Annotated in this window: 18 protein-coding genes; 5 read left to right on the top strand and 13 right to left on the bottom strand. The window is 51.5% G+C overall.

Annotated features, from left to right (window positions below; all coding sequences use genetic code 11):
- Positions 1–103 precede the first annotated feature (103 nt).
- The 11 genes from DXT99_RS15390 to DXT99_RS15340 form a co-directional block, all read right to left on the bottom strand.
- The gene (locus DXT99_RS15390) at positions 104–451 is read right to left on the bottom strand and encodes a phage holin family protein (RefSeq protein WP_115566467.1); all 348 of its coding nucleotides are present in this window, start codon (positions 449–451) and stop codon (positions 104–106) included.
- A 212-nt stretch (positions 452–663) separates the two neighbouring features.
- Positions 664–1734: an agmatinase family protein gene (locus DXT99_RS15385; RefSeq protein ID WP_115566466.1), complete on the bottom strand. Its 1071-nt coding sequence runs from the start codon at positions 1732–1734 to the stop codon at positions 664–666.
- A complete protein-coding gene (gene speE / locus DXT99_RS15380) occupies positions 1727–3058 on the bottom strand; it encodes a polyamine aminopropyltransferase (protein ID WP_115566465.1) in 1332 nt (443 codons plus the stop codon). The genes DXT99_RS15385 and speE overlap by 8 nt, the downstream gene beginning before the upstream one ends.
- 228 nt (positions 3059–3286) lie before the next feature.
- On the bottom strand, positions 3287–4102 hold the full coding sequence (locus DXT99_RS15375) for a putative phage abortive infection protein (protein ID WP_115566464.1): 816 nt from the start codon (positions 4100–4102) through the stop codon (positions 3287–3289).
- A 50-nt stretch (positions 4103–4152) separates the two neighbouring features.
- Positions 4153–4800 carry a chemotaxis protein CheC gene (locus DXT99_RS15370; RefSeq protein WP_246000757.1) on the bottom strand — a complete coding sequence of 216 codons (648 nt, stop codon included), beginning with the start codon at positions 4798–4800 and terminating at the stop codon, positions 4153–4155.
- Positions 4801–4878: 78 nt separating this feature from the next.
- Positions 4879–6531, bottom strand: a complete 1653-nt coding sequence (locus DXT99_RS15365; protein WP_115566463.1) for a chemotaxis protein CheA — start codon at positions 6529–6531, stop codon at positions 4879–4881.
- A 194-nt stretch (positions 6532–6725) separates the two neighbouring features.
- The gene (locus DXT99_RS15360) at positions 6726–7091 is read right to left on the bottom strand and encodes a response regulator (RefSeq protein WP_115566462.1); all 366 of its coding nucleotides are present in this window, start codon (positions 7089–7091) and stop codon (positions 6726–6728) included.
- A gap of 38 nt (positions 7092–7129) precedes the next feature.
- Entirely contained in the window at positions 7130–7708 is a 579-nt protein-coding gene (locus DXT99_RS15355; protein WP_115566461.1) for a chemotaxis protein CheW, read from the bottom strand.
- Positions 7708–11985 carry a HAMP domain-containing protein gene (locus DXT99_RS15350; protein ID WP_246000755.1) on the bottom strand — a complete coding sequence of 1426 codons (4278 nt, stop codon included), beginning with the start codon at positions 11983–11985 and terminating at the stop codon, positions 7708–7710. The genes DXT99_RS15355 and DXT99_RS15350 overlap by 1 nt, the downstream gene beginning before the upstream one ends.
- 177 nt (positions 11986–12162) lie before the next feature.
- Complete coding sequence (locus DXT99_RS15345) at positions 12163–12912, bottom strand: ParA family protein (protein WP_181885145.1); 750 nt, start codon at positions 12910–12912, stop codon at positions 12163–12165.
- A 99-nt stretch (positions 12913–13011) separates the two neighbouring features.
- The gene (locus tag DXT99_RS15340) at positions 13012–13506 is read right to left on the bottom strand and encodes a SixA phosphatase family protein (protein WP_115566458.1); all 495 of its coding nucleotides are present in this window, start codon (positions 13504–13506) and stop codon (positions 13012–13014) included.
- 163 nt (positions 13507–13669) lie between these two features.
- Here DXT99_RS15340 and topA point away from each other — a divergent pair, with 163 nt between their 5' ends.
- Positions 13670–16132: a type I DNA topoisomerase gene (gene topA, locus DXT99_RS15335; RefSeq protein ID WP_115566457.1), complete on the top strand. Its 2463-nt coding sequence runs from the start codon at positions 13670–13672 to the stop codon at positions 16130–16132.
- A 210-nt stretch (positions 16133–16342) separates the two neighbouring features.
- On the opposite strand, the gene DXT99_RS15330 is transcribed toward topA, so the two are convergent.
- On the bottom strand, positions 16343–17650 hold the full coding sequence (locus DXT99_RS15330; RefSeq protein ID WP_115566456.1) for a Y-family DNA polymerase: 1308 nt from the start codon (positions 17648–17650) through the stop codon (positions 16343–16345).
- Positions 17651–17653: 3 nt separating this feature from the next.
- Positions 17654–18100, bottom strand: coding sequence for a LexA family protein (locus DXT99_RS15325; protein WP_246000753.1), 447 nt, complete (start codon positions 18098–18100; stop codon positions 17654–17656).
- Between the two features lie 214 nt (positions 18101–18314).
- Here DXT99_RS15325 and DXT99_RS15320 point away from each other — a divergent pair, with 214 nt between their 5' ends.
- From DXT99_RS15320 to DXT99_RS15305, 4 genes are all read left to right on the top strand, one after another.
- A complete protein-coding gene (locus tag DXT99_RS15320; RefSeq protein WP_115566455.1) occupies positions 18315–19010 on the top strand; it encodes an SIR2 family NAD-dependent protein deacylase in 696 nt (231 codons plus the stop codon).
- Positions 19011–19786: 776 nt separating this feature from the next.
- Positions 19787–20887, top strand: a complete 1101-nt coding sequence (locus DXT99_RS15315) for a cytochrome-c peroxidase (protein WP_115566454.1) — start codon at positions 19787–19789, stop codon at positions 20885–20887.
- 6 nt (positions 20888–20893) lie between these two features.
- Positions 20894–21634, top strand: coding sequence for an MbnP family protein (locus DXT99_RS15310; RefSeq protein WP_115566453.1), 741 nt, complete (start codon positions 20894–20896; stop codon positions 21632–21634).
- Between the two features lie 11 nt (positions 21635–21645).
- Positions 21646–22719: a cytochrome-c peroxidase gene (locus DXT99_RS15305; protein WP_115566452.1), complete on the top strand. Its 1074-nt coding sequence runs from the start codon at positions 21646–21648 to the stop codon at positions 22717–22719.
- Positions 22720–22754: the final 35 nt, after the last annotated feature.

Raw genomic sequence — 22754 nt, 5'->3', positions numbered from 1 at the left:
TGAGGTGTGGTTCAAAATTATTTAATTTCATTCTGTTTTTATAAAAACGCGGCGGGGCCAGCATAGTATGCTGGCCCCGCCTCTTTTATAGTGTGATAGTGTGCTACGTGTTTGAGCGGGCAAAAATCATATCCAGTACGGCGGCTGTGATAGACATAACGAGGCTAAACAACAGCGCCCACCAGAACCCGTCGACGGTAAATCCCGGCACAATAACACCGGCCAATAAAATAATCAGTGCATTGATGACCAGCAGGAATAAGCCAAGGGTTAAAATAGTAACTGGAATGGTCAGGAAAACCAGTATTGGCTTCACAATCGTGTTCAGCACAGCAAGCACAACGGCTAGCAGCACTGCCGATAAGAAGCCTGTTATATGAACGCCAGGCAGCAGATAGGATGAAAACAAGGCTGCAGCCACAACAATCAAAAGTTTTATAATTAATGCCATAGTTCTTTAGTAAGTATGTTTATTTCTTATTCTTGTGTCTTGCTTACGGTGCAATCCATATAAAGATAGCTTCTTTATGATTCTTTCGTTTATGTACAAAAAGCAAACCCTCACAGGCATGGTGCCTGTGAGGGTTTGCAGCTATTACTTCTGATTGGGCTCGCCATGCAATAACCACAGCTTTAGCCACTACAGCTCTGAGATTCCAATTGCTAAAACTGCGCTTCCAGGCGCTTCTGCGAAGCAGCCATCAGGTTACACAACTTAAGCAGCACGCGGGCACCCACATTGCCGTTCCACTCGCTATCGCCGGGCGCTACTTCACAAAGGTCAAACCCGATGATCTCGCGCCCTGACTTCACCAGCTGCTTTATGAGAAACATGGCCTGCTCAAACTCCAGCCCACCTGGCACCGGCGTACCGGTTCCGGGGCATAGTTTGGGGTCCAGTCCGTCGATATCAAAACTGATGTATACTTTCTGCGGCAGCTGTGCGATGATCTTCTTGCACTCTTTCTTCCAGCTGTCGCCTTCAAACATTTTTTCCTTCATCTTGGCATCGTAGAAAATGGTTACGCGGCCATTCGACTGCTCGGCCATCTCCGCCTCAGACTGCGCCAGATCCCGGATACCTACCTGCACCAGCTTCTTTACCTGCGGCAGTTTCAGGGCGTTGAACATGATGGAAGCATGCGAATACTCAAATCCTTCGTAAGCATCCCGCAGGTCTGCATGTGCATCTATTTGCAGGATACCATATTCTTCGTGCTTCTCTGCCAGCGCATGCATCAGGCCCAGCGGAGTACTGTGGTCGCCGCCCAATACACCAACCAGTTTGCCTTGCTCCAGGTAATCCAGGGACTTCTGTTTCAGCCACTGCAAAAACTCTTCTCCCTTTTGTGTTACTTCAGCTGGCAGATTTTCAAACTGCTCTTTCCCTTCTTCAGGACTTCCGGCCTCCAGCCAGTTAATATAAGCCTCTGCTTTATCACGCAGCACCTCACTGGTGGCGGCCCATTCCTCAGAGATTTCCTCCATCGCGATGCCCAGTTTCCAGGCATCTTTGATGTGCGGCTCATACAAATCCAACTGCGGAGAGGCATCTTTAACTGCCTGCGGCCCCTGTGCGGTACCGGCACTATAAGAAACGGTTACCTCCCAGGGTGTGGGAATAATCACTACTTCGGACTCCTCTATCGTGAAGGGCAGGCCAAAAAGACCTCCGCTAATATCACCAACGCCGTTCGGATCGAAGTTGGCTATTTTTTGCTCTTTACTATTCATCTGTTGGTTCTGCAGAATATTCTTGAATTGTATTGTCTGATTTGTTTGCCAGTAGTTCCTTTACAAAGTTAGGAAGCGCAAAGGCTGCGGTGTGGATTGCCTCATTGTAGTATTTCAGGCCTTGCTCCTGAGAGAACCTGCCAGCCGCCTCCTGGTCGAAACGCAACGGGTGTGCTTCTCCTTTTGAAGAATAGGAGAAGCTCCAGGTGCCTGTAGGGTAAGTAGGAATGGCTGCCAGGTAGCAATGCACTTTGTCCTGCCCGAAAATCTGCTTATAGGTATCGTATATTTCTACAAACACGCCGCTGTTAAAGCGCGGAGACTCCGACTGCGTCACCATCACGCCGTCCGGGGTAAGGCAGCGATGCACCTGGCTGTAGAACTCGGCGGTAAACAAGCCCTCTCCCGGCCCAACCGGGTCTGCAGAGTCCACGATGATAAGGTCGTAGCGGCCGTCGTCGCAATTGTTGATATACCTGATGCCGTCTTCCACCAGCAGGTTCAGCCGCGGATTATCAAAGGCAATGGCGGTTTCCGGCAGGTGCTGCTTGCAGGCCTCAATCACCAGTTCGTCAATTTCTACCAGCGTCACCTCTTCCAGCTGCTCGTGGCGCAGCAGTTCGCGGACCGTACCACCGTCGCCACCGCCTATTACCAGTGCGCGTTTTGCCTTAGTGTGGCTGAACATCGGCACGTGCGTGATCATCTCATGGTACACGTACTCGTCTTTCTGGGTGCACATCACCATGCCGTCCAGCGTCAGCATGTTACCATAGGCTAGTGTTTCGTACACTTCTACGCGCTGGTAAGGCGATTCTTTCTTGTACAGCTGCTTTCCAGAGTGCTTCAGCGACAGCGCAATGTTTTCGTCGCGCTCCGTAAACCACACATCGCGGGTGATGGTGCCATCTGCCTCGATGGATTTTGGCGCCACATCGCGCAGGGCATCCAGGTTAAACTCGTTTCGCTTCAGCAGGCTCAGCTGGCCACGGCGCAACTCCATAGAGGAACCATGGCCTGCCTCAAAGGCATCTTTCAGGAATTTATAGGATACCCACGGGTCAACGGAGTCGCCGCAGGTGAACAGGTCTACAGCGGCATACCCATACTCCGGCCAGGTATGAATGGCCAGATGACTCTCCTGTATCACCACCACCCCGGAAACGCCATAGGGCGAGAAGTGGTGGAACGTACTGTTGATGACAGTGGCTCCGGCTGTTTCGGCAGCGGCTACCATGCTATTCTCAATATGAATAACGTCGTTCATCAGCTCAGGAGAGCAATCGTAAAACTCAACTAAAATGTGTCTGCCTAAAGCGTTCATCAATGGGTATGAAAGGTTAAAAATTAATATCAGGGTAAAAAAACAAAATCTGCCGCTAGTATCAAAAGTGAAACATCAGTACCACCGTATACTACATTGCCCCCCAATGTGTTAAATATTTAAACCGATTATTCACAGCCGTCATGCAACAGCCCCGTCGGGACTGAAACCAAAAAGTGATTTGATGATGCATGGAGCAACCCACAGTTGCTGCTCATACAGACACGGCTATGCCGTATGCAGCTCTTGCTGTATGATAGCCTCTACCTTGTACTCCTCCACCAGGTCCTCAAAAACATCAAAGGCATCATCAAAGGCATTAAACTCCTTTAGCAGGTTAAACTGTGCCACGTGGTAAATCAGGAACAGTTCGGATTGTGTAAAGCTCGCTTTCGTGATAAAACTGTAGTACTCGCCCTTGTCATGGGTTTCGGAACGGTAGCGCTGAATCAGCTTGAACAGCACACTCAGGTTTTTGAGGTAAGGGTCCAGGCTGTTCTGGTAAAAGGAGAAATGGTAAGTGAAATAATCGCGGAAAATGCTGAACAGCGCTTCCTCGGTTCTGTCCTGTGGCTGCAGGTCCCGTACTTTTTGTATAAAGGAGGACTGCACTTTCTCCTGAAAGAAGACGAAAAAGTTGGTTCCTTTCCGCTCACTCTGGTTTATGTCATAAGCGGTAAGGGAGTCGATGATGTCGTTGTGCTTATTAATGAAGCTGATGTAGAGCGTAGAGAAATTCTGCTGCTGGAATATCTTCTGGGTCTTGTGCAGCTCGAAGCGCTGCAGCTCAAACTCCCGCTTCTGATAGGTGAGGGTGGCAAAGAAAAGGAATACACCAGCCAGCGCCCAAAGCGAGCCTACTATACCACCTATAAACTCGCCATACTCGCCAAACGTGCCCCCTTCCCTTTCGCCGGTTTCGGTATACAGCTCATGTACAAGGTTAAATTTAATGGTTCCCCATATCAGCACGATGGCACCAGCTGCTATAAGGATGTAACCGATAATCTCATAGCGGCTCAGATTCTGCTTTTTTTCTGGCATGCAAAGGGTAAGGTATAGCTTAATTTTAGCTACACTTACTGTTAATCCCCTTAATCGGTTTCCGTTAAATTGTTTTTGCCCAGCTCGAAGGCGCGGATAGTATCCAGCATTTTAAGCAGTGTGTTGGTATCGAAGAACAAGAGCAGCGGTAACTCTACGCTTTTGGAGTTATGGGTAAATTGTGTGACCACTGTGAAAACAAGTGGCTGAAACAGCGGGTGCTGCACCAGTATGCCTTTCAGCGAGTCGGCGATGTGGCTTTTGGGGGCTTTGGGCGGCGACCCATAGATATTGGCTTTTAGAATGTTGGCCAGTTGCGTGACAAGGGCGCCCGTAATGATGTTGCTTATTTCCAGCAGCAGCGACTCCTGCATCACGGTGAGTTCCCCTTTCTGCACCTCCAGCATGCTCAGGCAAATCTCAGAGAGCCGGACAATGTGATCATCAGAGAAGAGCATCAGGGTGGCTCCGTTAAACTCCCCCTTTACATCAGACTGTATGATAACGTGCGTATCCTCATACGTTGCCACCAGGTTCAGGAGTTCCTTTACTTCTATCAGCGTGATGTCAGGCACCTTCAGCAGCACCTTGTCTTTGGCGATGGCAGCAAAAGAATCTGCAGCACGGGCAAGCCCGATATTCAGGATCTCCTTGATTATGTCTCTCTCTAACTCTGTTATATGAGGTTCCGTCATCATGTTGTCGCCTTAGTATTTTTAGCTTCCCTGCCTTTTGAGCATGCTCAAATTTTAATTTTTGTAGCCCGGAAAATAACTTCAAGCATGCTCCTGTGCTTGTCGTTTGTTCATGAAATAGCGTGTGGTGGCGGGCACATCCAGCACCAGGCACACTTTACCTGTCCCCAGCAGGGTAACCCCACCATACAGGTCAATCCGGTCGAGTGGCTTACTCATGGGTTTTACCACAATATCCTGCTGCCTGTATAACTTATCTACAATTAAACCCAGCTTTCTATTGTTGTAAGATACAACCACAATATTCTGCACCTGTCCTTTCAGCCGGTTTTTATCTCCTAAACGCATCTCTGCCTCATCGGTGTTCAGCAGCTCGTGCAGGTACACGACCGTAATGGCCTCTCCTTTCAGGTCGGCAATCATCACATCGCCCACCTCATGCAGCTCATCTTTATCCAGGGCGATTACCTGTTCTGTGTGTATGAGCGGAATGGCATAGAAAATCTCATCAACCTCAAACAGGAGCGCTCCCTTCACCGCAATGGATGTTGGCAGCTGCATGGTAAAAGTAGTGCCTTTTCCTTTTTCCGATTTTACCATCAGCCGGCCACCAATGGAGTCTATCGCATTTTTCACTACATCCAGCCCCACACCGCGTCCTGAGAACTCTGTTACTTCTTTGGCTGTAGAAAACCCCGGCTCAAAGAGGAAAGACAGCACTTCTGTTTCCGTTAGCGCCTCGGCTGCATCTGCCGTAACAAGGTGCCGCTCCACAGCAGTACGCTTAATCAGCTTAAAGTCCATCCCTTTACCATCGTCAGCGAGTTCGATCAGCACGTTTTCGCGGTCACTCTTTGCGCTCAAAGTCAGCTGCCCTATACGTGGTTTCCCTTTCTTCTCGCGCTCCGCCGGCGTCTCCAGCCCGTGCGTTACCGCATTCCGGACCAGGTGCAGCAGCGAATCTGTCATTATCTGCAGGATATTACGGTCAATCTGTATATTCTGGCCAATTAAGGCCAGATCCACCTCTTTTTTCTCTGCTGCTGCAATGTCGCGCACAATGCGCGGAAACTTGTTAAAAAGCGACCCGATGTTTACCAGCCGCGCATCCATCACACTGTACTGCAGGTCTTCTGTGATGCGGTACAGGTGCGAACTGACTGTCTTCAGTTCCTCATTGCCCATGTCTTTGCTGATGGAGAGGATGCGGTCACGGTCAATCATCAGCTCTCCCACCAGGTTCATCAGGTGGTCCAGTTTCTTTATCTGGATGTACACCAGGTCCGACAGCGACAGGTTCTTGGACGTGTTGTACTTCTGTACTTTTGCCAGTTCAATGGCACTGTCAGACAGATTTTCGACAATGATGTCGAGGTTGCGCAGCAGCACAGGATCCGGCTCTGCCTCCTGGTTGCTGTCGATGTTTGTGATGAGCTCGCCTAAAAGGTCAATCCCATCGAACAGTACGGTAACCACTTCATCACTAAACGCCAGTTCTTTGTTTCGGATCAGGCTGAAAGCCGTCTCCAGCTTATGCGACACATCAGAGATCTGAAGATAGCCGATCGCCTTGGAATTGGCTTTCATGTTATGCAGCAAACGGAATATCTCGGCCAGCGTCTGTTCGTCGTCCGGCTGTTTTTCCAGCGTGCTGATATGCCTGTTCAGAGCATCGAAATACTCCAGCGCCTCGGCAATAAATATCTCTTTATACTCTTGTTCTCTTGATTTCATTTTAAGCTGTCAGTTGCGCTGACCTGATACTGTCTGCCGCACACCTCCCCGGGCATACGCTCAGATAGGTGGCCTTGTGCCCTTTACCGCCTGCTTTACCAGCGAACCGGCAAAAAGCGAAATGCAAGGTGTGTTTTCCAATGCATGGCTATCCCCTGCAAGGTTTTCTCAGACCTGAGGGTGATGTCAGGCTGTTAGTCTTCCGCCAGAACCTTGCTCACCACTTCCAGCACTTTTTCTTCTGAAAACGGCTTCACGATATAAGATTTTGCCCCATACTCCATCGCCTCATTCACGATTACCTCCTGCCCTACAGCACTCACAATGATTACCTTCATGTCAGGCTGTTCTGCTTTTATTCCTTTCAGCACATCCAGGCCAGTGTTGTCTGGCAGAATAACATCCAGCGTGATCAGGTCAGGCTTTGTTTCCTTCGCCAGTTCCAGCGCTGTCTGTCCGTTGGGAGCTTCCCCTACTACCTCGTAACCCGCATCCGACAGCATGTTTTTCAACAAGGTGCGCATATAGAAGGAGTCATCTACTATCAATATTCTTTTCATACTTAATCCAAGTATAGGTTATTTAAATTATGCTTCCCTTATCCGGGAAGTTCCCTGACCTCGTCCTGTGTCAGTATTTTATGCATGTCCAGTACAATGATCAGGCGATCGCCTGTTCTGGCTAGTCCTTCTATAAAGTTTTCGCTGATATTTACATCCTGCAGAAAAGAAGGCGCCTTGTCAATTTTCGACATCGGCAGGTTCAACGACTGTGGCATTTCTTTTACTACCACGCCAATACTATAATCCTTCGCCTCTATCACGAGGGTATACGTCAGGTCAGGGTTCAGCCCGTCCGGTAATGGCGCAGGCCTGATGTTGAAGCGATCCTCCAGGTCAATAATAGCGATAATATCCCCGCGAATGTTCGCTACTCCTTTCACAAAGTGCGGTGTTCGGGGCATGCGGGTGGTGGCAGGCGTAATGGTTACCTCTTTCACCTGCTCAATCTTAATAGCGTAATATTCCGCGCCAAGCTTGAACACGATAAGATGCACCATTTCCTCCTTCACGGGCTGTGGCTCAGCTGCTTTCTTGCTTTCTGCAGCAGGCGTATCCGTTGCAGCGGCTCTGCCGTTTTCTGCCGGCTTATCAGCGGTTTCAGTTTGCTTGGCCATTACTTCGTTCTTTTTTCTCCTGAATTACCAAGCCCACTTTTTCTGGAACCTATTGCCAGCCTGTTATTGCCGGTAGTAGCTTTCTCAATTTTTTGCGGCACAGGTATAGAAGTCAGGCGGCGGACCTTGCCACTGTTGAACACTAGGTTGCCATCTACTAGCTTGAAGGCAGAAATACTAATCTGAAGATCCGCGGCAATGTCGTTCAGGTTCTGAGATGAGGAGGTAAGTTCCTGCATGGAGCCTGACAGTTGTTTAGCTGTGCTAGCTACCTGCTGCGTACCGGAGGCTGTCTGTTCGGCAATGGCTACCACTTCCTCCACATACTTCACCACGTCCCCGATAGAAGACTTCTGTATTTCCGTTGCCGTTAAGATATCCTGGGCAGTGCGCAGTGTTTCGCCACTGGAGGCGGCAATGTTTTTAAAAGCGCCGGACGCCTCAAAAGTGGCATTCTTTCCTTTCGACACCCTGCCCTCCATGGTAGAGATGGCGGTAGCAGCCGAGGCTGTATCTTTTTTTACATCTTCTACCAAGGTTGCAATTTCGCTGGCAGATTTGCGTGAGCCTTCGGCCAGCTTCCTTATTTCTTCGGCAACCACGGCAAAACCACGGCCTGCATCGCCAGCCCGTGCCGCCTCTATGGCAGCATTCAGGGCAAGCAGGTTTGTCTGCGCTGCAATGTCCGTAATTACTCCGAGTGATTTGGATATTTCCTGAGAACGGGTGCTCAATACTTCAATTGTTTTAGCTGTCAGGGCAGCAGAGCTGGAGATTTCTTCCATGTTCTTCACCACTTCGGCCACCGTCTTCAAACCTATCTGAGAGCTTTCTTCACCAAGTAAAGCCGACTTGTTTACAACCTCTGCTCTGTTGGCGGTGTCTTTTGTCGTCTTCATGATCTCTTCGATCAGTTTGAAGGCCTGGTCGGTTTTGAGGGCCTGGTTCTGGGCACCTTCCGCCATTTGTTGCATGGCAAGGGCCACATCCAATGTCACCTTGTTCATTTCCAGCCCTTTGCCTGCCATCTCCTCAGAAGAGCTTCCTACTACCAGCGACGAATCATTGATTTCGCCCAGCAGGGTATTCAGGTTGTCTACCGCTAAGTTCAGGGCATTGGCTGTATCCAGGATATCACCGGCTGTCTGTACCTCCACTTTCTGCGTCAGGTCTCCTTCGGAGATAGCGCGTACCACGCGAGACACATCCAGCATAGGCGTTACAATGGACTCCAGCAGGTCGTTCACCGTGTCTACGAGTTCTTTCCAACTACCGCCCACACCTTGCAGGGTGGCGCGTTCTGTCAGTTTTCCTTCCACACCGGCTACCCTGGCCACACGGCTTACCTCACCTGCCAGGCGGTTCAGGTCCACCACCATGGTGTTAATCGTTTCTGCCAGATCGGCCACCTCTCCTTTGGCTTCCAGTGTCAGCTTTCTGGTCAGGTCACCTTTTGATACGGCCGTTACTACCTGCACAATGCCACGCACCTGTATTGTCAGGTTGCTGGCCATGGTGTTTACATTATCGGTCAGGTCCTTCCAGACGCCGGCCACGTTCGGCACGTTGGCCTGGCCGCCCAGTTTACCTTCGGTACCCACTTCAAGGGCTACGCGGGTTACCTCACCGGCAAATATGTTCAGGGAATCCACCATACGGTTGATGTTCTCCTTCAGCTCAGCCATCTCTCCCTTCACATCCACCGACACTTTCTGCGTCAGGTCACCTTTCGCTACGGCGGTGGATACTTTGGCGATGTCGCGCACCTGAGAAGTCAGGTTCGAGGCCATGGTGTTTACATTGTCTGTTAGCTCTTTCCAGGTGCCCCGTACCTTCGGCACGTTGGCCTGGCCGCCCAGCTTACCTTCGGTACCCACTTCACGGGCCACTCGGGTTACCTCATCAGCAAACACGTTGAGCGAGTCCACCATCTGGTTCAGGTTCTCCTTCAGGTCCAGAATCTCGCCACGGGCTTCTACTGATACCTTCTGGGTTAAGTCACCTTTCGCTACGGCAGTTGCTACTTTGGCAATATCCCGCACCTGAGAGGTCAGGTTGCTGGCCATCGAGTTCACGTTGTCTGTCAGGTCTTTCCAGGTTCCGCCTACGTTCGGCACATTGGCCTGGCCACCCAGTTTACCCTCTGTACCCACCTCACGGGCCACGCGGGTTACCTCGTCACCGAATATGTTGAGTGAGTCCACCATCTGATTGATGTTCTCTTTCAATTCTCCCAGTTCCCCTTTCACATCCACTGACACCTTCTGGGTCAGGTCGCCTTTGGCCACCGCAGTCGCCACGTTGGCAATGTCGCGTACCTGGGAGGTCAGGTTACTGGCCATGGTGTTTACATTCTCTGTCAGGTCTTTCCAGGTACCGCCTACTTTCGGCACATTGGCCTGGCCGCCTAGCTTGCCCTCCGTACCCACCTCACGGGCCACTCTGGTTACCTCATCGGCAAATACGTTCAGGGAATCCACCATCTGGTTCACATTCACCTTCAGCTCCGCCATCTCGCCCTTCACGTTTACCGTGATTTTCTGGCTCAAATCACCTTTGGCCACCGCAGTCGCCACGTTGGCGATGTCCCGCACCTGAGAGGTCAGGTTGCTGGCCATGGTGTTTACATTGTCAGCCAGGTCTTTCCAGATACCCGCTACGCGAGGCACATTTGCCTGGCCTCCTAATATACCTTCGGTTCCCACCTCACGCGCCACACGGGTTACTTCCGCGCCAAACACGTTCAGCTGGTCTACCATTTCATTTAAGATGTCTTTTAGCTGCGCAATCTCGCCTTTCACATCCACAGTGATCTTCTGGCTCAGATCGCCTTTCGCCACCGCAGTTGCTACGTTCGCAATATCGCGCATCTGGAAGGTAAGGTTGCTGGTCATGGTGTTCACGTTGTCCGTCAACTCCTTCCATACCCCGCCGACACGCGGCACGTTGGCCTGACCGCCCAGTTTACCTTCGGTACCTACTTCACGCGTCACGCGGGTTACCTCACCGGCAAACACGTTCAGCGACTCCACCATCTGGTTGATGATGTCCTTCAGGTCGGCTATCTCGCCCTTTACATTCACCGTTACCTTCTGGGTCAAATCGCCTTTGGCCACGGCAGTGGCTACATTGGCAATATCCCGTACCTGCGAGGTCAGGTTGCTGGCCATGGTGTTTACATTGTCGGTCAGGTCTTTCCAGGTTCCGCCTACGTTCGGCACTTTCGCCTGGCCGCCCAGCTTACCTTCGGTACCCACTTCACGGGCCACACGGGTTACCTCGTCAGCAAACACGTTGAGCGAGTCCACCATCTGGTTCACGTTGTCCTTCAGCTGGGCAAACTCCCCGCGCACATCCACCGACACCTTTTGCGTCAGGTTACCTTTTGCAACGGCGGTGGCCACGTTGGCTATATCCCGTACCTGTGCTGTCAGGTTCGAGGCCATTACATTTACATTATCAGTCAGATCTTTCCAGATACCCGCCACGTTCGGCACAGAAGCCTGGCCACCCAGCTTGCCCTCGGTACCCACTTCGAGCGCTACACGGGTTACTTCCCCTGCAAACAGGTTCAGGTTGTCGATGGTGCGGTTGATGGTTTCGGCCATCACCTTAAAGTCACCGGAAACCGGGATTTGGAATGTCTCGTCGAGGTTACCTCTGGAGATGTTTTTCAATACCTTGCCTACCTCCAGTACCGGCACCGCAATGGAATCTACCAGACCGTTGATGTTGTTAATCATGTCTTTCCAGAAACCGGAGGCGTTCTCGGCGGAGGCACGGGCCTTTAGGTTTCCTTCCACACCCGCAACCTTCGAGATACGCGACACTTCACCACCTACCCCACCTATCATCTCCACCATGGAGTTGTAGGCTTCGGCGATTTCGGCGAACAGGTCGTCGTTCTGCTTTGTCAGGCGAACAGAAATATCTCCTTTCTTAAATGCATCGAGGGCATAGAGCACATTGTTCAGCTGCTCGCTGATGTACTCCGGGTTATTCGCCAGTTTTGCCAGCTTAGCCTGCTGAGAACTATCTCCTTTTGCTTTTGCGCCGTTTTTATCGCCTTTGGTTCCATTAGGACTTGCACTGCCCGGCACTGTAGCCGTGGCAGGCTTGCCAGCTGCCTGTGCTTTGGCAGGGGCAGCGGCAGGTTTAGCCGGCGCATCTGGCGCTGGTTTGGCCAGTTTGCCGTTTTCTCCGCTTGCTTTTGGAGCAGGGTTCTTCTCTTCTCTGGCTTCCACATCACTGATGAGCTTTTCTTTGCTCAACTTCAAGTTTTTACCTAAGGCCATATTCGTTTGATTGGAATGGGTATCGTTTCACTCGTTCTGCATTAAGCCGGCCTCAGGCCTGTAGCTTGTGTTCTTCTAACGCAGAGGAATTTTGAATTGAAGTGCAATTTAACGAAAAAAGATGACGAATAAAATCAGGCATTTTTATTGATTCATGCATTATTCTTCCATGAATTCTGCTGCCAGTGCCTGATAGTCTTTTGCCCCGTTAGAGGATGCGTCATAACTCAGCACGCTCTTCCCGAAGGAGGGTGCCTCTGCCAGCTTCACATTTAACCGGATATGATTTTTGAAGATCTTCTCCTTTACATTCTCCTGCAGGTACTCCAGCACCTCCTGGCTTAGCTTGCGGCGCACATCAAACATCACCACTACGATGCCTCTTATGCTTAGTTTGGGGTTCAGCGTTTTTCTCACTTTCTCCACCGTATTCATTATCTGGTCGAGGCCCTGCAGCGTGAGCACCTCCATTTGCAAAGGAATGAGCACCTCCTGAGCCGCTGTGAGTGCGTTCAGTGTCAGCACGGAAAGTGACGGCGGGCAGTCTATCAGCACGTAATCAAAGCCCTTCACTTCTGCCAGTATGTTCTTCAGAAACTTCTCCCGCTCCGGCTGCGTCACAAGTGAGATCTCAATATCCACGAGTTCGTTAGAGCCCGGCACTATCCAGAGACCGTCCTTCTCCACGATAACTTCATTCACACTTTTGTTGCCAAGGAAAACTTCTGCGAGGGTAGCATCGGGGCTGGCAACCGCCAGTGAATAAGACAGGTTACTTTGCGGGTCGAGGTCAAGCAACAGCACTTTTTTGCCTGATTTGCTCAGCGCGCTGCCCAGGTTGATGGTTGTCGTTGTTTTGCCAGTGCCGCCTTTCTGGTTGATAACGGCCACTACCTTTGTTTTTGCCATAGTTATTTTCTTAGGGTATATGCAGCTATCGCAGCACATGCCATGCCCCTAAACTATCAAATTTCTCTATCACTCTGAAATAATAAAGGAAAAGCACAACTACAGCACCTGCTCCATGTTGTGGTTCAGCACTACGCCGGTGTGGAGGTGAACGTCCTCCCATTTCGCAAGAGGCAGGGCGACTGCCACTACATTAGAAGGCTCCAGGTAACTAACCTGCTGATTGGTAAGGTCACGAATCAGTTTTGTGATGCCAGGGTTGTGGCCCACCAGCAACACCTGCTTCACATGACCAGGCAGCTCACCTATACTTTTCAGCAGCTGTGACTCCCGCGCATTGTACAAATCCGGATTATAAGTGATATCTTCCTCGTCGAAGTATAAACGGGCGGCAATAGTACGTGCCGTAAGGCCGGCACGCGGGGCGGGGCTGGACAGCAGGCAGTCAATTTTCACGAAATTTTCGCGCAGCCATTTACCTGTCTGGTTCGCCTGGTGCAGGCCGTGCTGCGTAAGCTCCCGCTCAAAGTCTGGCTGCAGCGGATAAGGGTCATACGCCTCTGCATGGCGGCAAATGAGTAATGTTCGTTGCATATAAAATTGAAGTGACCGTATAGGCTAAAGATAACTGAATATAAATAAAATCGGGCTTTTTAGCTCCTTGTTAAACCTATGTTCTACGGATGAGGTTGTAATTGTTAAAAAAAAAGACTGAACTTTGGGCAAATCTGGATTTGCCCGCCTGTAAATATAAAGCATGACAAAAAACTTAGTTATAGTAGAGTCGCCTGCAAAGGCAAAGACAATCGAAGGATACCTGGGGAAGGATTTCACTGTAAAGTCGAGCTTCGGCCACGTACGGGACCTGCCAAAAGGAAATAATGCCATCGACATCGAGCACGGCTTTAAGCCGACCTATGTCGTATCCAGTGACAAAAAAGAGGTGGTGGCACAGCTGCGTAAGCTGGCAAAAGAAGCGGATATGGTTTGGCTGGCATCGGATGATGACCGCGAGGGGGAGGCTATTTCGTGGCACCTGACCGAGGCGCTGAACCTGAACGACGCCAAAACGCGCCGCATTGTGTTCCGCGAGATCACTAAAAGCGCTATCCTCAACGCTATCAGCACACCGCGTGGCATCGACATGGACCTGGTGAACGCGCAACAGGCACGCCGCATACTGGACCGCCTGGTAGGCTTTGAGCTCTCTCCTGTGCTTTGGAAGAAGATAAAAACAGGTCTTTCTGCTGGACGTGTGCAGTCGGTGGCAGTGCGTTTGGTGGTAGAGCGGGAGCGTGAGATTGAGCGCCACCAGGCGGAGGCATCTTTCCGTATCACCGCGAGCTTTGATGTGCAGGGCAAAACGCTGGAGGCGGAGCTTCCTACTAAGTTTAAAACAGAACAAGAAGCACAGGCCTTTCTGCAGCAATGCGTTGGAGCCGATTATACCATTGAGAACCTGGAGAAAAAGCCACTCAAGCGCAGCCCGGCTCCTCCATTTACCACCTCTACCCTGCAGCAGGAAGCCAGCCGCAAGCTGTACTTTTCGGTAGCGCAAACCATGACGGTGGCGCAGCGCCTCTACGAGGCCGGTAAAATCTCTTACATGCGTACTGACTCGCTGAACCTTTCGGAGGAGGCCATACAAGGCGCAACAAAGGAAATAAACCGTTCCTTCGGAGAGCAGTTTGTGAAAGTACGCCATTTTAAAACAAAATCTGCCGGGGCACAGGAGGCGCACGAAGCCATCCGCCCTACCGATTTCTCGCAGATGATAGCCAGCAGCGACCGCAACGAGCAGCGCCTGTACGAACTGATATGGAAGCGGGCCATTGCCTCTCAGATGGCGGATGCACAGATAGAGAAGACTACGGTAACAATTGGTGTTTCTACGCAGCCAAACCAGAAACTGCAGGCTACTGGCGAGGTGATCAAGTTTGAAGGCTTCCTGAAAGTATATATTGAATCGAAAGACGACGATGAGGAAGGTGCTGACGAGGATGTGAAAGGTATGCTGCCTCCGCTGAACATCGGGCAGGAAATAAGCCTGCGCCAGATGCTGGGCACACAGCGCTTCACCCGCCCTGCCGCACGTTATACAGAAGCCAGCCTTGTGAAGAAGCTGGAGGAAATGGGCATTGGCCGTCCGTCTACCTATGCACCTACCATTTCTACCATACAGAAGCGCGGCTATGTGGAAAAAGATACCCGTGAAGGCAAAGAGCGCAAATACCAGGTACTGACACTGAAAAGCGACAACATTACCACACAGACCAAAACGGAGATTACGGGCGCTGAGAAAGCAAAACTCTTCCCAACGGATACGGCCATGGTGGTGAATGACTTCCTGGTGGAGCACTTCCCGAACGTTATTGATTACTCGTTTACCGCACGTGTGGAGGCTGAGTTTGATGAAATTGCTCAGGGCCAGCAGCAGTGGGAAACCATGCTGGACCAGTTCTACCAGAAGTTCCACCAGCGCATTGAATCGAGTGAGAGCATCAACAGGGCAGATGTGTCCGGGGCAAGAGAACTGGGCACAGACCCTGCGACAGGCAAAACCATCCTGGCGAAGCTTGGTCGCTACGGCCCTTATGTGCAGTTAGGGGAGGAAAACGAAGAGACTGGTGAAAAACCGGTGTATGCCAGCCTGCGCAAAGGCCAGTTTGTAGAAAGCCTGACGCTGGAAGACGCGCTGGACCTATTCAAACTACCGCGCATTGTGGGCACCTTCGAGGACAAGGAAATGACAGCCGCCATTGGCCGCTTCGGACCGTACATTCGCCACGAGGGCAAATTCTACTCCTTGCCAAAAACGCTCGACCCGATGCTTGTGACGGCGGATGAAGCAATTGATCTGATACAGGCCAAACGCAAAGCCGATGCCGAAAAACTCATCAAGTCTTTTGACGAGAACCCGGATATTCAGGTGCTCAATGGCCGTTACGGCCCTTACATTGTAGCGGGCAAGAAGAACGTAAAAATCCCGAAAGGCAAAGAACCGAGCGAGCTGACCCTGCAGGAGTGCCTAGACTTAGCAGAAGCTACACCGGAGAAAAAAGGGCGCGGCGGCTTCAAGAAAAAAGCGGACTCGGAGGCACCAGCCAAAAAACCGGCTGCCAAAGCGAAAGCTGCCACTGCAAAAAAAGCTCCGGCGAAAAAAGCATCTACTAAAACAACGGCAGCCAAAGCAGCGGCAAAAAAGAAGCCAGTTAAGTAAGAGGTAACCACCATACAGAAAGCCACTCCCAGTCAGGAGTGGCTTTTTAGAGCATGTTTAAATTTCGTTTTTGCAAGCGAAAATTGTTCAGAAAGGGTTCTGGCGAAGTGTTTTTTGAGCAGCATAGCAGCGCTATGGTGCGAGAAAAAGGAGAAGCCAGGTTCCTTTATGGGCAATTTGCAGCGCAAAGTATGAATTTTAAACATGCTCTCATGTTTTGATGCGCAGCAAACCTTTCAAGGACGTGGTATATGGGCTGGATAAGAACTTCTTTTGCAGCATCCAGGGAGCTCTTTTCTCTTCCTCTACGTCTTTTTCGTTTTTATTTCCCTGTACCGCATATTTCAGCGCATGATGGCCAAAACGCTGGCGCAGGGTATCCAGGGTGCTCATCAGCTTTTTGTGCTTCTCCCCATCCTGGTTGCTAAACAAATCCAGCTGCACCTCCGATGCCGGCACAAGGTCATTTAAGATGATGCCTACCTTCACATAACGCTTGCCGGGCCGGAACATGTTTTTCAGCAGGTGCATGGCCCGCGACAGCAATTCGAGTTCACTGTTAGTGGGTCTGGGTAGCTGTATGGTGCGGCTGTTGCAGTATACATTTTCCGTAACGGCAAAGCGGTTGGTCATTAGAAATACTGTGACGCCGGTGGCGCAGCTGTTCTGCCTGCGCAGCTTGGTGGCGCACCTCACAGTGTGGGTGGAGAGCGCCTCTGCTATATCCTCCAGTTCGGTGAGCGGCCTTCCGAAAGAGCGCGAGGTGCAGATGTTTTTCCTGTCCGGCGTCTCGGGCTCCAGGTCCTGGCAAGGCTGGCCGCGCAGCTCCAGCAGCGTGCGCAGCCCAGTCACGGCCATGTTTTTCTTCACCCAGCCCTCCGGCATCCGGCTCAGGTCCCAGGCGGTCACCACGTTCAGTTGCTCCAGCCGCTTCGCATGTTGCCGTCCTATTCCCCATACGTCTTTTACAGAGCTTTCGCGTAGCGCCTCCTCTATCTCGGCCGGCGTATGCAGCGCCAGCACCTCCTTTGCCTTCGCACGTTTTTTTGCCAGCCGGTTGGCCAGCTTTGCCAGCGTTTTGGTGCACGCCACGCCCACCGATACTGGTATGCCCGTCCAGCGCTCCACGGTATGTCGTATCCTGTGCCCATATGCCTCCACCTCCTCTGGCCTCAGGTGGCTCAGGTCCAGAAAGCACTCGTCGATAGAGTAAATTTCCAGGTTGGGCGTAAACTGCGACAGCGTACTCACTACGCGCCGCGACATGTCGCCGTAAAGCTCATAGTTGGAGCTGAACACCTCCACCCGCTCCCGCTCCATCATGTCTTTCACCTGAAAATACGGCGTGCCCATTTTAATGCCCAGAGCTTTGGCCTCTTTAGAGCGGGCGATGACGCAGCCGTCGTTGTTGGAGAGCACCACCACGGGCACATCCTCCAGCTCCGGCCGGAAAACCCGCTCGCACGACACGTAAAAGCTGTTGCAGTCCACTAGGGCGAAGCGCGATGTTGTGGCCATATCCTATACTTTTTTAACGATGCCCACCACAACGCCCCAGATGCGGCCCATGTCGGCCTGTGTAATTCTGATGCTTTCGTACTTTGGGTTCTCCGGCTCCAGGTAGGCACCGTCCGGTTTCTGCATCAGGCGCTTAATGGTGAACTCCCCGGCTACAAAAGCCAGTACGATGCGGCCGCTCGTTGCCTGCAGCGAACGGTCAATGACCACCAGGTCGCCGGGCTCTATATGCGCCCCAATCATGGAGTCACCCTCCACACGCGCCAGAAAAGTGGCCGTTGGATTCTGCGTAATGTACGCGTTCAGGTCAATCGGCTCCGCATCATAATCTGCTGCGGGGCTTGGAAAACCCGCCTGCACGGCCGATGAAAATAATTCTAAACGATGCGCTGTCATATCATGTAACTGCATCACATCCGGTCTGTCTATGAGTATAACTTCTGCTTTCATACCGCTATTTTACGAATTAAATTAGTATTAGCTATATTTTATGCTAAATATTTTAGTATTTTGTTTTAAAAATTTGCCTCCCTATCATCGCAATAACCTGGTTATTACCTCTTAATGCCTGCAAAACTCCTAGGTGGAACAGCACTGGCAGGAGGTAACGCAAGCAGAATAGTTAGGGTATAGAGGTATAAGTGTAAATTAAATGTAGTATAAGATGAAAAAACGACTGGTGGTATTAACAGGAGCCGGAATCAGTGCCGAAAGCGGCATTGCCACGTTCCGGGATGCAAACGGGCTGTGGGAAGGGCATGATGTGATGGAGGTGGCCTCTCCGCAGGGCTGGCGCAAAAATCCTGACCTGGTGCTCGACTTTTATAACCAGCGTCGGAAAAATGCCCATAGCGTAGCACCCAACGCCGGCCACTTGGCGCTTGCTGACCTGGAGAAGGATTTTGATGTGCGTATTATCACCCAAAACGTAGATAATTTGCACGAGCGCGCAGGCAGCAGCAACGTTATTCACCTGCACGGCAAACTGTTTGAAAGCCGCAGCACTCTGGACCCCTCGCTTGTATACCCCATGGAAGGCTGGGAACTGAAGAAAGGCGACAAGTGCGAGCGCGGTTCACAACTACGGCCCAACATTGTGTGGTTCGGAGAGCCGGTGCCCCTGATGGAGCAGGCGATGCAGGAGACCATGCAAGCCGATATCTTTTTAGTAGTCGGAACCTCGCTGGTAGTATACCCCGCCGCCGGCCTCGTGGACTTTGTGCCCGACAACGTCCCGATTTTCGTAGTAGACCCAAACCTGCCCGAAATGCGCCGGCGCCCCAACCTGCACCGCTACGAAGAGAAAGCCAGCACCGGCATGGTGAAAGTAGCGCAGTTGCTGCGGGAGAAGTATTTGTAAGGCTGGTGCTAAAGCTTTGCTGTCGCTAAGTAATATTCGATTTAGGAGTTAGACGTTGCTGGTATTTGTGCATTCCATGCATTATTGTAAACTATTAAGTTGCTTCATCTGAATTTGTCTAAGCTGCCGTGGACGCTGTTCATCCAGCGACCCATAAGCAGCCTTTTGCATGGGTGTAACTTAGCGCTCCACTCCCGCGAGGGCGCGTTTTCCCGTTCGGCGCTGTGTACATTTCCTGCCTATCGGCTGCCACTAGCGTGGCACCGGAAATCTACAAGGCGCCTCTCAGAAAAACTGGAAATACTTTTCCTTCGAGCTGGCAAAATGGTCTTGTAAGCAAATTCTTTCTGCGTAACTATGTTCTTCTGCACAATCTCATTTATCCTTCAGCATGAAGTGAGGGTGTTTCCAGTCTTTGGATTGAGCGCCTTTGGAGATTTTTGGTGCCGCTCGCGCGGCAGCGCCTTGGCGCAAAAAACTCCCAGCGCGATGCCCGAAGACGAGGCCTCTCGGCCTTGAGAGCTCAGAGAGAAACAATGCAACTGTAGGTGAGATGCCTCTGGATGAACAGTCACGACAGCAGCTTAGATATATTTCTACACTATAATAAGCAGCAGTATAAATCTAACTTATACTGAAACCTAAAACAATAGCAGAACAAAAGACAACCAAGCTGGCAATATACTGACTGACCTGCAACTCCAGGCAACACTGATTCGATACAATTGATTTATGTATATTTACGTTCTCCCCTTATAGCAGCAAGCATATCAAGTATGGCAGCTTTCCGTAACTTACTCTACCTGGCAATCATTCCGCTTACCTTTGCCTGTTCTCCGGACAAGGAAACGGAGCCTAAGGTAGAGCCTTACACCCCCACGCCTTACCAACTGACCATCCCAAGTCATTTTCCGCAGAACATTACTGTGCCGCCAGACAATGCCTTAACCGAAGAGGGCGTGGAACTAGGTCGTCACCTGTTTTATGAAAAGAAGCTTTCCGGCAACAACACCATGTCGTGCGGCAGCTGCCATCAGCAGGACAAAGCCTTTACCGATGGCAAGGCGCTGGCGGTAGGCATAGACGGTATAGCGCACCGGCGAGGTGCTATGTCGCTGACCAACATGCAGTGGTTTACCCAGTTTAACTGGGATGGCGGCACCTACAGCCTGGAAGAGCAGGCCCGTGGCCCGATAGAAAACCACGATGAGCTGCACCAGGATTTAGAAGAGGCCGTACACGAACTGCAGGCTACCACGCTGTACCCGCCCCTATTCGAAAAGGCCTTTGGCTCCGGTACCATTACCGAAGAAAACATACTAAAGGCGCTGGCACAGTTCCAGCGCACCCTCATCTCCGCCGACTCCCGCTACGACAAGCACCTGCAGGGAGAAGAAGCGCTTACACCGGAAGAAGTGGAAGGCATGCAGCTGTTCATGACGCACCCGGAACCTGGCATTGGCCTGCGCGGGGGCAACTGCGGCGACTGCCACGGAGGCACACTTCTCTCGATGCGCACCTTCCACAACAACGGGTTAGACGATACTTTCACGGATAATGGACTGGGCGAAGTGACCGGCAACGCACGGCATAACGGACTGTTCAAAGCGCCCTCGCTCCGCAACATCGCTTTAACCGCCCCATATATGCACGACGGCCGCTTCCAGACGCTGGAAGAGGTGCTGGATCATTATAACGACCACCTCAAGTACAATAGCCCCAACCTGGATCCGCTCATTATAGAGGCTTCCAACGAAGTAGATGGAAAAACGCTGCTCCTAACGGAGGAGGAAAAACGCAAAATTATCGCTTTCCTGCATGCTCTCACCGACGATAACTTTGTGAAAGACGAACGTTTTTCTGATCCACATAATTAACACCCTATGAAAAATACGCTTATCTGGCTTCTGTTCCTTGTGCTGGCACTGCCGCTCCTGCTAACCGCCTGCTCCGACGAAGACGACACCCCAGCCACAGGCAACTTGCAGGTGAACATCCAGAACATGGTGGGTACAGCGCCGCTGCAGTTGGACGAAGGCACCTATACCAGCCCGGCTGGCGACACCTACTCCGTCAGCAACTTCAAATACTACATCAGCAATGTAAAGCTCATCAGCAGCAATGGGCAGGCTACTTTTGCGGAACCTGAAAGCTACCACCTGATAGCGCAGGGCGGTAAAACAGCCTTTGAATTAAAAGACATTCCGGTGGGCACCTACGACAAAATAGAGTTGGCCATCGGCGTGGATGAGGCGCACAACCACTCCACCGACCAGCCCGGTGACCTCGACCCAAGCAACGAGATGGTATGGGACTGGGATACAGGCTATAAGTTCCTGTCGCTGGTGGGAGCCTATACTGGCGACACAGAAAGCGGTGCGTTGGTCTTTCACGTAGGCGGCGATGCCAACTATAAAATCCTTACGCTGAATCTGCCAAAGGCCATTAACCTGCGCGAGCAGGCAACTTTTGAACTAAGCTTGCAAGCAGATGTCAATGAACTGTTCCAGGGACCTCATACGATTGATTTTGATGAGATGAACTCCGGCGGACACGGAGCAGGCCCGAGTATGGTGGCAGAAAACTACAGTAATGGCTTTCTGAAAGTGGTGGAAGTAAAATAAGAAAGAACAGGATGCTACGCCGCCAGCTATACGCCCTACTCCTTTGCTTTTGCCTGCTGCAAACAGCTGGCTGTAATGCACCAGAGCAGGAGGACGTTAGCCCGGCAACAGAAACGTATCTACCTGCTCTGCCCTCCAACCTGGCTACCGGTATTCCCGGCCCTGAGCGCAACCCGCTCACGCGGGAAGGCGTGGCGCTGGGCCGCATGCTATTTTATGACCCGATGCTCTCCGGAAACGAAAAAATATCCTGTGCCACCTGCCACCAGCAGGAGAAAGCCTTTTCAGACGGCAAAGTACTCACCACGGCTGGCGTAACAGGCAAGCCACTGCTCCGGCACGTGCCTTCGCTTGTAAACCTGGCCTGGATGCCGGGACTTTTCTGGGACGGGGGCTCCAAAAACCTGGAATCGGTGAGCTTCGGCCCGCTTACGCACCCCGACGAGATGGGCCAGAGCCTGAAGGAACTCACAGCCAAATTGCAGCAGCACGAGAAGTATCCACAATTATTCAGGAAAGCGTTTGGTTCAGATTCTGTCACGACGGCGGCAATCGGGCGGGCACTGGCGCAGTTTCAGCGAACACTCATTTCAACGAACTCCCGCTACGACAGGTATTTGCGGAAAGAGGCAGGCGGAGAATTGAGTGAGGTGGAACTGCAGGGGCTGGCACTTTTCCGGCAGCACTGCAGCAACTGCCACGCCACCGACTTCTTCACCGATAACAGCTACCACAACAATGGCCTCGACAACACCTTCTCCCCTGACAACGAGGAACAGGCTTTCGGCCGCGGCCGCATCACGCAAACAGCAGCAGACAGAGGCAAGTATAAAACGCCGACGCTCCGCAACATCGCCCTCACCGCCCCTTATATGCACGACGGTCGTTTTGCCACGTTGGAGGAGGTGCTGGAGCATTACAGAACGGGTATAGTCGTGTCTCCTACCTTAGCTCCGGAGCTACAGCAGCAAGATCAGCCCGGAATACCTATTTCGGAAACAGACAAGCAAAAACTTATTGCTTTCCTCCACACGCTAACAGACAAGAGCTTTATACATGATAAAGCCTTTTCTAGGCCAGAGTAACCTGGATAAAAATCAAATGAGGTAACCAGGGCAAA

Origin of the sequence: Pontibacter diazotrophicus (genome assembly GCF_003367245.1) — a bacterium.
Taxonomy (GTDB): Bacteria; Bacteroidota; Bacteroidia; order Cytophagales; family Hymenobacteraceae; genus Pontibacter; species Pontibacter diazotrophicus.
This window is presented reverse-complemented; position numbering and strand designations above follow the sequence as displayed.